General features: G+C 59.8%; 13 protein-coding genes. 9 read left to right on the top strand and 4 right to left on the bottom strand.

Translation table 11 applies throughout. From position 1 onward, the window contains the following. Positions 1 to 64: 64 nt before the first annotated feature. A complete protein-coding gene (locus tag GA0061101_RS19905; protein WP_245297506.1) occupies positions 65 to 1,192 on the bottom strand; it encodes a LysR family transcriptional regulator in 1,128 nt (375 codons plus the stop codon). A 56-nt stretch (positions 1,193 to 1,248) separates the two neighbouring features. On the opposite strand from GA0061101_RS19905, the gene GA0061101_RS19900 reads away from it, so the two are divergent. Continuing rightward, positions 1,249 to 1,482, top strand: coding sequence for an HWE histidine kinase domain-containing protein (locus GA0061101_RS19900; protein ID WP_081938853.1), 234 nt, complete (start codon positions 1,249 to 1,251; stop codon positions 1,480 to 1,482). 2 nt (positions 1,483 to 1,484) lie between these two features. Here the strand turns inward: GA0061101_RS19900 and GA0061101_RS19895 are convergent, their stop codons facing one another. Continuing rightward, positions 1,485 to 2,375: a LysR family transcriptional regulator gene (locus GA0061101_RS19895; RefSeq protein ID WP_037200099.1), complete on the bottom strand. Its 891-nt coding sequence runs from the start codon at positions 2,373 to 2,375 to the stop codon at positions 1,485 to 1,487. Positions 2,376 to 2,471: 96 nt separating this feature from the next. Between GA0061101_RS19895 and GA0061101_RS19890 the strand changes: the two genes are divergently transcribed. The 3 genes from GA0061101_RS19890 to GA0061101_RS19880 all read left to right on the top strand — a co-directional run bounded on the left by GA0061101_RS19890 (position 2,472) and on the right by GA0061101_RS19880 (position 4,606). After that, entirely contained in the window at positions 2,472 to 3,530 is a 1,059-nt protein-coding gene (locus GA0061101_RS19890; RefSeq protein WP_092574595.1) for an aldo/keto reductase, read from the top strand. 86 nt (positions 3,531 to 3,616) lie between these two features. Next, positions 3,617 to 4,171 carry a nuclear transport factor 2 family protein gene (locus GA0061101_RS19885; RefSeq protein ID WP_037197981.1) on the top strand — a complete coding sequence of 185 codons (555 nt, stop codon included), beginning with the start codon at positions 3,617 to 3,619 and terminating at the stop codon, positions 4,169 to 4,171. Positions 4,172 to 4,279: 108 nt separating this feature from the next. Then, on the top strand, positions 4,280 to 4,606 hold the full coding sequence (locus tag GA0061101_RS19880; RefSeq protein WP_037198140.1) for an Atu4866 domain-containing protein: 327 nt from the start codon (positions 4,280 to 4,282) through the stop codon (positions 4,604 to 4,606). Positions 4,607 to 4,711: 105 nt separating this feature from the next. Here the strand turns inward: GA0061101_RS19880 and GA0061101_RS19875 are convergent, their stop codons facing one another. Beyond that, positions 4,712 to 5,611, bottom strand: a complete 900-nt coding sequence (locus tag GA0061101_RS19875) for a LysR family transcriptional regulator (protein WP_037197982.1) — start codon at positions 5,609 to 5,611, stop codon at positions 4,712 to 4,714. A 93-nt stretch (positions 5,612 to 5,704) separates the two neighbouring features. Here GA0061101_RS19875 and GA0061101_RS19870 point away from each other — a divergent pair, with 93 nt between their 5' ends. From GA0061101_RS19870 to GA0061101_RS19860, 3 genes are all read left to right on the top strand, one after another. Then, complete coding sequence (locus GA0061101_RS19870) at positions 5,705 to 6,538, top strand: SDR family oxidoreductase (protein WP_037198141.1); 834 nt, start codon at positions 5,705 to 5,707, stop codon at positions 6,536 to 6,538. 49 nt (positions 6,539 to 6,587) lie between these two features. Beyond that, the gene (locus GA0061101_RS19865; protein WP_037197985.1) at positions 6,588 to 7,082 is read left to right on the top strand and encodes a lipocalin-like domain-containing protein; all 495 of its coding nucleotides are present in this window, start codon (positions 6,588 to 6,590) and stop codon (positions 7,080 to 7,082) included. 99 nt (positions 7,083 to 7,181) lie between these two features. Further along, positions 7,182 to 8,024 carry an MBL fold metallo-hydrolase gene (locus GA0061101_RS19860; protein ID WP_051963712.1) on the top strand — a complete coding sequence of 281 codons (843 nt, stop codon included), beginning with the start codon at positions 7,182 to 7,184 and terminating at the stop codon, positions 8,022 to 8,024. 67 nt (positions 8,025 to 8,091) lie between these two features. Here GA0061101_RS19860 and GA0061101_RS19855 read toward each other — a convergent pair whose 3' ends face one another. Next, positions 8,092 to 9,012 carry a LysR family transcriptional regulator gene (locus tag GA0061101_RS19855; protein WP_037197987.1) on the bottom strand — a complete coding sequence of 307 codons (921 nt, stop codon included), beginning with the start codon at positions 9,010 to 9,012 and terminating at the stop codon, positions 8,092 to 8,094. A gap of 106 nt (positions 9,013 to 9,118) precedes the next feature. Between GA0061101_RS19855 and GA0061101_RS19850 the strand changes: the two genes are divergently transcribed. Further along, positions 9,119 to 10,201 carry a 4-oxalomesaconate tautomerase gene (locus tag GA0061101_RS19850; RefSeq protein ID WP_037197990.1) on the top strand — a complete coding sequence of 361 codons (1,083 nt, stop codon included), beginning with the start codon at positions 9,119 to 9,121 and terminating at the stop codon, positions 10,199 to 10,201. Positions 10,202 to 10,253: 52 nt separating this feature from the next. Further along, complete coding sequence (locus GA0061101_RS19845; protein WP_037197992.1) at positions 10,254 to 11,255, top strand: ABC transporter substrate-binding protein; 1,002 nt, start codon at positions 10,254 to 10,256, stop codon at positions 11,253 to 11,255. Positions 11,256 to 11,261 lie beyond the last annotated feature (6 nt).

The following is an 11,261-nucleotide window of genomic DNA, read 5'->3' as shown; positions in this document are numbered from 1 at the left end:
AGACTATATTGCACTGCGCAAAAGGCGAGCGCCCTCTTTGCCGCCCGCCTTTTGCAAGATTGGTTTAAACGAAGACCGGTGCTCCGGACCGCAGGAATGTGATTGGTACCGACCCCGTCGGATCACAGACGCGGACTCCGGCCGCAACCGACTTGATCATCTGCCGGAGCCAGACGTGATCGGGAGATTGGTGCTTGCACTCATGCCAGAGCATGTAGAACTGCATCTGTCCGAGTTCGCGCGGTGCCTCAAGAACGACGAGCGGAAAGGATTGAGCGATCTGCTCGGCAAAAATTCGACCGGTGGTGAAGACGAGGTCCGATTGTGTCAGCACGTAGGGCGTGATCGCATATTCTGGCACGGATACAGCGATGTTGCGCTTGAGCCCGAGTTCGATCAGCCGCCCGTCGATCGGACTCAGTTGGGCTCTCTTGTCGGAGGTCGGAGAAAGATGTTTTTCCTTCAGGAACTCGCCCATCGAGATCGGTCCACGTTGACTTGCCAGTCTATGGCTTGGGCGGACGATGCACACGATGTCGGTGGTTAACAGGGGAGACATCCGCAGATACTCCGGCGGATGCGGCCAATTGCCGATGACCGCATCGATGGATCCGTCCGCAAGCTGGCTGATAAGATCATCATAGCTCGGCATGTGGGACGCATCGACGCCGACATTGGGCGCCTTTTGTGCAATCTTTCCGACCAGCTGAGGCAGAAACACGGCTCCGAGGCAGTTGTCTGCGATGATGCGGAAGTTTCGCGTCGCATTGTTCGGGTCGAAGGTGGCGTGAGGCGACAGGTGCGCGTCGATCTGGCCGAGAATGTCGCGCAACGTCTCCTTCAGGGCGAGACCCCGCTCCGTTGGTACCAGCGCCCCTCCGGACCTAACCAGAAGCGGATCGTCCAGCATTTCCCGCAGCCGTTTCAGTGTCAGGCTGACGGTCGGCTGGGCCTGCCCCAGAATGTCAGCGGTTTTCGAAACGCTGCATTCCGTCAGCAAGGTCAGGAGCGTGCGCATCAGATGCACATCCATCATCCCATTCGCCTGTCGCATCATGATCAGCCTTCCCCTTGTCGAACGGTGCAGCAAGCTTGAGAAGAGGCATATTTCATGCCAACCGGAGAGGTCGATGGTCATGCCGTTATGCATGATCATTGCAGTCAAGAGCGTCCAAAGCCAGTTGTCAGACATTCGAACACCCTCCAATAGCATTGCTGCACGGACCAAATTTCAACATTTTGGGGGAAATGCGCCATCGCGTGAAGAATTTGTTCGCGTTGGCGAGTGCGATCGTATCGATAAGTGCAAGCGCGCCTGGAAATGTTGATGATGTGCTACGGGCTATTCAATCTCGACTGACGTCGCTGGCGCGTGCCCATGAGCTAACCATGACGGTCAAGCCAGACGCTTGCGGGCCGAAATGCCAAACCCGGCCGCCAAGTTCTGCGATCCTCCTACGAAAGACCCTCCTGATGGGCTGACGCTATCGCCACCGCTTCACGTGGTCGACGAGTGCCCGAAGCTTCGGAGGGAGGTTGTGTCGGCTAGGATAATACAGAAAAAACCCGGCAAAGGGAGGACAATACTCCTGAAGCAGAGCGACGAGCTGACCGGATTCGACATAGGGTTTGAAGGTGTCCTCCATCCCGAAGGTGATGCCGCCGCCGGCACAGGCTGTGCGGATCATAAGCCACATGTCGTTGGTGGTGATCTGGGGGTCGACAGCCACGTCGAACTCGCGTCCACCCTGGCCGAATTCCCAACGATAGGGCGCGCTGTGGGGAGCTGGTCGCCAACCAATACAACGATGCGCCGAGAGCTCCGAAGGGTGCTCGGGTCTGCCGAAACGTTCGATGTAGGACGGCGCGGCGAAGGCGCCCTGACGCTGCTCACCCGACACCGGAACGGCAATCATATCCTGATCGATCACTTCGCCCAGACGTACCCCCGCGTCGTAGCCTTCCGCGACAATGTCGAATTCTTCGTCCGTGACGGTCACGTCAATCTGGATGGCGGGAAAGGTGTCCGCGAAACGCGCCAGCAGCGGCCCGGAGATGAACTGCTCGGCGATGGATGACACCGCGAGCCTCAACAGTCCGCTTGGTGCGCTGTCGCGGTCCGCCGTCGCGTCGAGCGCCAGTCCGACTTCGGAAATAGCCGGGGCCACCCGCTGATACAGTCGTTCGCCAGCCTCTGTGAGACTGACACTGCGCGTCGTTCGCTGCACGAGCGCGACACCCAGCCGATCTTCGAGACGCCGGATGGCCTGGCTGATCGCTGGCCGAGTGACGCCCAAATTCTCCGCGGCCACACGAAAGCTCCGCGCTTCGGCGACGGCCAGGAAAACAGAGATGCCGCTCAGGTCGATTGCCATTGGTTAGATTTAGTTATCAAAGTGGTCATCATTGAGCAAGTTGTTCGCTCTCCTCGGCGCATCTACTTTGGATCTCGCAACCAAGAGAGAGCCAATATGACGCTTGATCAATACAAACTTCTGGGACGGTCGGGCTTGCGCGTTTCGCCGTTGAGCCTCGGAACGATGACCTTTGGTTCCGACTGGGGTTGGGGGGCGGACGGCGAGGAGGCCCGCCGCATCTTCGATCTCTATGTCGACCGGGGCGGCAACTTCGTCGACACGTCGGTAAACTACACCAACGGCCGTGCCGAGAGCCTGCTCGGCACCTTCATCGGCGACAAGCGCGAGCGGATCGTTCTTGCGACGAAATTTACCATGGCGCGCGACCCGGGCAACCCGAACTCCGGCGGCAACCACCGCCTGAACGTGGTGCGCTCCGTCGAGCAGAGCCTGACGCAGCTCGGCACTGATCGCATCGACCTCCTTTATCTCCATGCATGGGATATGACGACCCGGCCGGACGAGGTCATGCGAGCGCTCGACGACCTCGTTCGGTCCGGGAAGGTGCTCTATCTCGGCATCTGCAACACGCCTGCATGGCGCGTCGCGCAGATGCAGACGCTCGCCTACATCCGCGGCTGGTCTCCTTTCGTGGCGATGCAGATCGAATACAGCCTCGTGGAGCGGACCGTCGAGCACGAGCTTCTGCCGGCGGCCGCGGATTTGGGCCTTGGGGTGCTTCCATGGTCGCCACTCGGCGGTGGCGTGCTCACGGGCAAGTATTCCCTGGCCGACATCGAGGATTCGCGAGAGGCGACCGTGTCTGCCAGCCGGAAGGGTGTCATAGCGTCGTCCGGACATCTGAATCAACGTGCGATCGAAATTGCGGACGAGGTTCGAGCCGTCGCCGAAGAGGCCAACTCCACGCCATCGCGGGTAGCGCTTGCGTGGACATTGTCCAATCCGACTGTCGTCTCCCCCATCATCGGCGCCCGCCCGCTCGCCCAGGCCGAGGACAATCTCGGAGCTCTAGATCTGCTGCTAACGCCGGAGCAACTGGATCGTCTAAACCGGGTCAGCGTACCTAGCCCCGTCTTTCCCGCTCGCTTCACGCAACGTCCCCTCGTCCAGCAACTGATCTTCGGCGGTGCCGTGGTCGAACGCCGCGACTGACCGTTCAAACGACGTGACGCCTGTCGACCGTGCATGCAGCTTCATTGCCGGTCGATGGGTCTCAGCAACAGGAAAGGACCGATACCATGACCATTCTTCCGACACGCCACCGAGTCGCCGGCGCGAGCCGAACAGCTCTGATCACATTGGCATTGCTGTCGCTCGCCTTGCCGGGCCGAGCCATTGCCAACACCGCGGCAACACAGGTGCAGGCTCCGGACAGTGCCGCGATCGAACGGCAGAACAAGGCTATCGTCGAAGCCGCCTTCGAAAAATGGCGTGGGGGCACCTACGTCTTCGCGGAACTTCTCGCTCCCGACGTCGTCTGGACGATCCACGGCTCCGGGCCGGTCGCGGGCACCTATCGCAACCAGAAGGATTTTATCGAACAGGCATCGCGTCCTCTGACCAGCCGCCTTGCGACGCCGGTCGTGCCTGAGGTGCACGACATCTTTGCCGACGGCGACACGATCATCATCCGCTTCGACGGAACAGCGACCACGACGTCGGGCGCACCTTATCGCAATCAGTTTGTCTGGATATTCGAGATGAAGGACGGTCTCGTCGTCAAGGCGGAAGCCTTCCTGGACCTCGTTGCCTATCAGCAGGTCGTCGACAACAACGCTCCGCGTCCTCAATGACCGACGCCCGCGGCTTCGGCAGAACTTGACTGTCTGCCGAACCGACACCGCGCACCCATGCGCTATCGCCTCCAAACCGAAAACAGTAACGCTGAATGGAGCAAGACCATGCGACAGTTACTTGAAGCACTCATCACCGCCAGCCTTACGTTTCAGCCCGCAGAAGCACAGGAGACCAATTTGCAGCCGAACCATCCATATGCTGGCATGTGGGTCACCGACGACAACCGCGTTCGCCATGAACTTCTACCGAACGGACGCTATGTCGAGGCCCGCGGCCAGCGCGAGCGAGCCTATGAAGGGCGCTACGAAGTCGACGGGACGCATATCGAGTATTGGGACGACACGGGCTTCACTGCCGACGGCGATTTCGTCGATGCCAATACACTGCACCATGGCGGCATGATCTTGCGTCGCAAGCCAGCGTCGCCTTGACATACCGGCGGGCCTCCGCGATGCGGAAACGGTTCAGAGCGATGGGGTGCCGCAGGTCTTCCTGAATCCATTTGACAGGCACGGACGCAATTTGCCGCCGGCCCGTCATCGTGTCCTGTCCACTTCTCGCAGGAGGTCGATGAAGGCCCGTAACGGCGAGGGCACGTGCCGACTGCGCGGGTAATAGAGCGCCAAGCCTGGTGTCGGCGGACACCATTCGTCAAGTACTACTACCAACTGGCCGGATGCCAGGAATCGCCGTGCGAAATAGTCGGGCACATAGGCGATGCCGCGTCCGTCCACCGCCGCCTGCACGAGAAGATCATTGTCATCGAGGGTGAGGTTGCCCGGGACGTCGATCGCCACTTCCGCGCCGCGTTTTGAGAACTCCCAGCGATAGCGCTTTCCGCTCGGCAAACGCTGGCGGACGCAGCAGTGCACATAAAGATCGTCGGGCGTATGCGGTCTTGCTTTCCCGTCCAGATAGGAAGGCGCCGCCACGGCGATGAAACGCACGTCGCCGCCGAACTTCACCGCGACCATGTCTTTCGGAACAGCTTCCAGCAGGCGTATTCCGGCATCGAAACCCTGTTCCACGATATCGACGAGCCGACCTTCCGAAACAAGATCAAGCTCGACGTCGGGATAGAGATCGAGAAAGCGCGGCACGACCTCTGCGAGGAGAATGCGCGCGCCGCTCTTGTTTGCATTAATCCGCAGTGTGCCGCTCGGCGTGCCGCGCTCCTCCGACAAGGTATCGAGCGCCTGATCGAGTTCCTGAAGGACCGGATCGAGGCGCGCGAGCAGGCGCGCGCCGGCCTGGGTCAGCGACACGCTGCGTGTCGTCCGGTTGAAGAGCCGCACGTCCAGTTTTGCCTCCAGTCCGATGATTGCGTGGCTGAGAGCCGAGCGCGATACGCCCATGATCTCGGCCGCTCTGCGAAAGCTCTGGTGACTGGCCACCGCCGCAAAGGCCGCGAGATCGTTCAAACTAGGGCGTACCATTCGTGAAATATCCTCACCATGTTATCTCAAATTGAAGACCTTATATCACCAATGCTGTTGTTTTACATTCGCATGAACAAAACAGGAGTTCACATGCCAAAGATTTGGTTCATCACCGGCGCCTCCTCGGGGCTCGGCCTCGAGATGACGCAACAGCTGCTCAGCCAGGGACACGAGGTGGTCGCTACGATTCGAAGGGCCGGGGCGCTGGCGAAACTTGCGCAGGAATACGGCGATCGTCTCGATATCGTTCAGCTCGATCTGGCCGAACCGGAGAGCATTGCCTCGACCGTTAACGGCGCGTTCCAACGGCACGACCGGATCGACGTGATCGTCAGCAATGCCGGCTACGGTCTGTTCGGTGCTGCGGAAGAGCTCACGAACGAAGAGATCGGCCGGCAGATCGCCACCAATCTTGCCGGATCCATCCATCTGATCCGTGCAGCACTTCCCCTTCTTCGAAGGCAAGGCGGCGGGCGGATCGTCCAGGTCTCGTCCGAAGGAGGGCAGATCGTCTATCCGGGCTTCAGCCTCTATCACGCAACCAAGTGGGGCATCGAAGGCTTCGTCGAATCCGTCGCACAGGAAGTGGCGCCTTTCGGTATCGACTTCATTATCGCCGAGCCGGGACCGACCGGCACGAATTTCGGAGCCAATCTCGTCCGTGCGACACCGATGGATGCCTACGATGAAACCCCTGCCGGGGCCGTTCGTCAGGCGATCAGCGACGGAAGCTTCGAGATCAAGGGAGATGCCGCGCGCACCGTAGCCGCAATCATATCCGCCGCCGAGAGCGAGACGCCGCCATTGCGGTTGGCGCTGGGCAGCACTGCCTATTCATCTATCTCGCAGGCGCTTTCCGCACGCCTGTCCGCTCTTGAGGCGCAGCGGGAAGTGGCGAATTCCGCCGATCGGCAGGATCTGTGAACCGCAGCAGTGGCGGAAGAACAGACCTCATGAACAGCAAGGAAAAAACATGTCCATTCGACCGGTAATATTGGCCCTTGCCCTAAGCATTTCGTCTTCCGCTTTTGCGCAGACTGCCGCAGAAAATCAGGTCGTAGGCACTTGGCGGATGATGTCGGCAACGATCGATCCCGGTGGAAAAAATATCTCCGCCTACGGAGAGAAACCCAACGGTCTTCTCGTCTTCACTCCCGACATGCACTTCGTGGAAGTTCTTACCGACGCCGACATCCCGCGGTTTGCTTCTAACGCTCGCGGTGAGGGAACCGATGATGAAAATCGTATGGCCATGTCACGCAGTATCGGGTTTTTCGGAACCTACACCGTCGATGAGAAGGGAGAATTCAGCGGAAACCGTGTCGAAGGGGCCACATTCCCGAACTGGGTTGGCAGCGTGCGAACCCGTGATGATCTGAGGCTGGTCGTTGACGGCGACCGTATGACTGAACAATTCCGTAGGCCGGAAGGCACTGAAATCAGGATCGAATGGCAGCGCGTCAAATGAGGCACCGGAGGGCGGTCCTCTGCACAAGGTCTCGACCTTGCGAGCGTCCGCCCTTCGAGCATGCCAAAAACGAAGTTGAGCTATCCGGAGGAAAGAGCCATGCTTTTCAATCGCCGCTCCATGTTCACGGCAGGAGCCGTAACCGCGCTGGCGCTTTCAACGCCTCAGATCATGACACGCGCTGCCTTCGCGGCCGCTCCACCGAAATCGGACATCGCCAACACCGGCTTTTACCGCTTCATGCTGGGCGAGTTCGAGATCACTGTCATTCTCGATGGCAGCCGGATATTCGATGGCCCACATCCGACCTTCGGCGCCGATCGGGACGCCGACGAAGTCGTGTCTCTCATGAAAGCCAACTTTCTGCCGTCGGATCGAATGATCGGGCAATTCAACCCGGTGCTTGTGAACACAGGGACGGACCTCATCCTCTTCGACACCGGCAATGGGCCGGAGGGTAGGGAGTTTGGAACCGGGCAACTGGCGAACCGCATCGCGTCATCGGGCTATGCACCGTCCGGTGTGACAATCGTGGCGATTTCTCATCTGCATGCCGATCACATCAACGGGCTCATGGAAGGCGATCGTCCGGGGTTCAGCCGGGTACGATATGTCGTCGGTCAGGCAGAATGGGACTTCTGTGCCCGCGAACTCCTCAACGCTGTCCCGTCGTTCCCTGACGAGGCGGACGACGAACCGGGAGAGTGCGTCATGACCCGGCATGGCAGATCCATTCATATGGACCACTCAACACACAGCCGGCCAACGGGAGGCCCTGCGCCAGTCACTATCGCGACGGCTTTCAGCCTGGCAAACGTGCTCCCAGTCACGACAAAAATCTCGGCAATCACACCTGGAAACACCACTCTCGGCCTGCTGGGACTGACAAACGTCGCTGCGATCGGCGCCCCGCCGGAAGATCCGATACACAAAACCCCATAGCTCAGAGACTGCCGACCGCGGGTTCCTGCATGAGAGGCTTTCGTACGCCTGACGGCACCCGACGCGATTAGTTCGCAGCAATTGTTCGTTCCGGCCGTTTCCAGGTCGTCAAAAGCATATCGATGAAACGGTCGGCTGCGGGGGATAGAGTGGCACTCCTGCGTCTGACGATGCCGATCGTCCGAGTAACGACAGGATTGACGATCGGGCGGGTGACGAGAAACGGATGCTCCTCCTGCGGCGTTGCCAGCCTTGGAAGCACGGAAATTCCCAATCCCGCCTCGACCAGTCCCAGCGAGGTATTCAAATGGGTGACCTCGTAGAACCAGTTGAGCCTGAGATTCGCCCGGGCGAGCGCCGCGTCAAGAAGTGTGCGGTTGCCGCTGGAGCGATCCACCACAACAAGTGGGTGGCCCTCGAGCTGGTTCCAGTGGATTTCGTCAAAGGCGGCAAGCGGATGGTCTTTGCGCATGGCCAACACAAATGGATCGTCGATCAACGGCTCGAACGATAGATCCGGATCGGAATTGCCCATCAAGTTGATACCGAACTCGACTTCTCCTCGAGCCACCGCTTGCAGCCCCTCATTGGCGGTCAGATCCCGGATCCTCAACCGTATGTGAGGATAGTCGCGGCCAAAGGTGCGAATAACGGTCGGGAGGAAGTAGAAGGCGGCGGTCGGTACGCAGGCCATGGTTATCAGTCCGCGACGCTGTGATCCACTGTCCTTGATGGCAAAGAGCGAGCCGTCGAACTCCTCCAGCATGCGCCGAACGAGAGGGATCATCTCTTGACCGGTGGCCGTCGGCGCCACATGGCGGGTGGTTCTGTCGAGCAACGGCGCGCCGATCGATTGTTCCAGTTTCTGGATGCGGCGCGTCAAAGCCGGCTGCGAGATGTGCAAGGCCTCCGCAGCGCGATGAAAGCTCTCGAGTTCGACCACGGCTTGGAATGCACGAAGGTCCAAAATCTCGCAATTGATGCTCATAGTGAAATAATCCCTCCGAAAATTGCATTTCACAAATAACCCGCTCTTGCACATATTGCAACAAACCGGTGGATTGATCCACTTCATGAAACTTAGAAGGTCTGTTATGAACGATTTGGTGCGGATTCCTTGCGTCTTGATGCGCGGCGGAACCTCTCGGGGGCCGTTCTTTTTGAGCGCGGACCTGCCGTCGGACGCCGCCAGCCGCGATGCGGCCTTGCTGTCTATCATGGGTTCGGGTCATCCGCTGCAAATCGATGGCATAGGGGGCGGAAATCCCGTCACCTCGAAGGTGGCGATCATCGGTCCGCCGAGCGTTGCCGGCGCCGATGTCGACTATCTGTTCGCTCAGGTCCGGACCGACCGGCAGATCGTCGACTACTCGCCGAACTGCGGAAATATGCTGGCGGCCGTCGGGCCTTTCTCCATCGAGGCTGGCCTGGTGAAGGCCGGGGCAGCCGAAACGCTCGTACGCATCCACAATGTCAACACCGGCAAGGTGATCGAGGCGAAAGTGCCGACCCGCAACGGGGAGGTGACCTATCTCGGTGATGCCTCGATCGACGGCGTGCCGGGACTTGCCGCACCGATCGCGCTCACCTTTCTCGATGCCGCGGGAGCCAAGACCGGCAAACTGCTTCCAAGCGGCAATGCATCGGATGTCATTGACGGTATGAGGGTGACGATCATCGATTGCGCCATACCCATGGTGCTCATGCGCGCTGCCGATCTCGGAGTCACTGGATATGAAGACGCCGCGACGCTGTCCAGGAATAGCGAGCTGATCGCACGCATGTCGGCGATCCGCATCCGGGCCGGCAAGATCATGGGCATGGGCGATGTGTCGGACAAGGTCATTCCGAAGCCGGTCCTGATTGCGCCGCCGCAGAAGGGCGGTACACTTGCGGTTCGTTATTTCATGCCGAACGATTGCCATCCGGCCCTTGCGACGACGGGGGCGGTCGGCATAGCAACTGCGGTTGTCACGCCGGGGACGATTGCCGCCGATCTTGTGGGCGGCTCATCTCTTCCGGCGACCGTGCGGATTGAACATCCGGGCGGCCGTCTCGACGTCGAGCTGGAGACGCGCGGCGGCGTGACCGTGGCCGGTCTCGTGCGAACCGCGCGTCGTCTTTTCGAAGGCTATGCGTTTGCCAAGCCCGCCGGGTTTGTCGAACACGCGGCCTAGATCATTACCAATCGATCCGGTGAGGACCGGATATAGTCAGGGAGGAAATTTCATGCGCAATTGTCTGCTCGCGGCAACCGCCATCATGGTGCTTGCCGGCGTCGCTCATGCCGAGCCGGTTCGGATGAGCGTCGGCTCTTATAATCTCAATAACCTGCCGTTCCCCGTTGCCGAAAGCCTTGGCTTCTACAAGGAAGAGGGGCTGGAGGTGACTACGGAGAATTTTGCTCAAGGAGGCTCCAAGGTCCTGCAGGCTCTTGTCGCGGGCTCGACCGACGTTGCCGTTGGCTTTTATGATCACACGATCCAGATGCAGTCGCAGGGCAAGCATGTCGTCGGCTTCGTACAGCTCGCCCGCAATTCGGGGCTGGTCCTCGTTGGAAAGAACGACACCGATTTCGATCCGGCCAAGCCGGCAACGATCAAGGGAAAGAGCATCGGCATCACGGCGCCGGGTTCGTCGTCCGATTTCTTCATTCGCTATTATCTTCAGCAGCATGGCCTGACCGAAAACGATATCTCGATCATCGGCGTCGGCTCCGGCGCGGCTGCAGTGGCGGCCTTGCAGCAGGGCAAAGTCGACCTTCTTGTCAACTACGATCCGGCTGCAACGATCGTCGTCGAGCGCGGCATTGGCAAGATCCTGATCGACGCTCGCAGCGATGAGGGCGCCAAGGCCGTCTATGGCGGTATCTATCCGACCTCGGTTCTCTATGCCAACCAGGCCTATATCGAGGCCCATCCGGAGGTGATCCAGAAGGTCGCCAACGCCACGGTGAAGGCGCTGCATTGGATGAAAAATCACACAGCAGCCGAAATCGTCGAGCAGCTACCTGACGATTTCGTCTCCGGCGACAAGGCGACCTACATCAAGGCAGTCGAGAACGCCAAGGCGATCTTCTCGAAGGACGGCCTGTTCGTCGCGCAAGATACCGAGACGCCGCTCGCCGTTCTCAAGAGCTTCAACGAGAGCGTTCACAAGGCAACAATCGATCTCAATGCCACCTACACGAACAGGTTCGTAGAGGCCGCAGCCCTGCGCGCCGCCAACTAAGAGGCC

This window comes from Martinezella lusitana, assembly GCF_900094565.1.
Classification (GTDB): Bacteria; Pseudomonadota; Alphaproteobacteria; order Rhizobiales; family Rhizobiaceae; genus Rhizobium; species Rhizobium lusitanum.
The sequence above is the reverse complement of the archived record's forward strand: the minus strand, read 5'-3'. Positions and strand labels throughout refer to the sequence as shown.

Bases quoted from the DNA above. Each gene is read 5' to 3' on its own strand.
- GA0061101_RS19905 (WP_245297506.1), bottom strand. From the start codon at position 1,192: ATGTCTGACAACTGGCTTTGGACGCTCTTGACTGCAATGATCATGCAT.
- GA0061101_RS19900 (WP_081938853.1), top strand. From the start codon at position 1,249: ATGCGCCATCGCGTGAAGAATTTGTTCGCGTTGGCGAGTGCGATCGTA.
- GA0061101_RS19895 (WP_037200099.1), bottom strand. From the start codon at position 2,375: ATGGCAATCGACCTGAGCGGCATCTCTGTTTTCCTGGCCGTCGCCGAA.
- GA0061101_RS19890 (WP_092574595.1), top strand. From the start codon at position 2,472: ATGACGCTTGATCAATACAAACTTCTGGGACGGTCGGGCTTGCGCGTT.
- GA0061101_RS19885 (WP_037197981.1), top strand. From the start codon at position 3,617: ATGACCATTCTTCCGACACGCCACCGAGTCGCCGGCGCGAGCCGAACA.
- GA0061101_RS19880 (WP_037198140.1), top strand. From the start codon at position 4,280: ATGCGACAGTTACTTGAAGCACTCATCACCGCCAGCCTTACGTTTCAG.
- GA0061101_RS19875 (WP_037197982.1), bottom strand. From the start codon at position 5,611: ATGGTACGCCCTAGTTTGAACGATCTCGCGGCCTTTGCGGCGGTGGCC.
- GA0061101_RS19870 (WP_037198141.1), top strand. From the start codon at position 5,705: ATGCCAAAGATTTGGTTCATCACCGGCGCCTCCTCGGGGCTCGGCCTC.
- GA0061101_RS19865 (WP_037197985.1), top strand. From the start codon at position 6,588: ATGTCCATTCGACCGGTAATATTGGCCCTTGCCCTAAGCATTTCGTCT.
- GA0061101_RS19860 (WP_051963712.1), top strand. From the start codon at position 7,182: ATGCTTTTCAATCGCCGCTCCATGTTCACGGCAGGAGCCGTAACCGCG.
- GA0061101_RS19855 (WP_037197987.1), bottom strand. From the start codon at position 9,012: ATGAGCATCAATTGCGAGATTTTGGACCTTCGTGCATTCCAAGCCGTG.
- GA0061101_RS19850 (WP_037197990.1), top strand. From the start codon at position 9,119: ATGAACGATTTGGTGCGGATTCCTTGCGTCTTGATGCGCGGCGGAACC.
- GA0061101_RS19845 (WP_037197992.1), top strand. From the start codon at position 10,254: ATGCGCAATTGTCTGCTCGCGGCAACCGCCATCATGGTGCTTGCCGGC.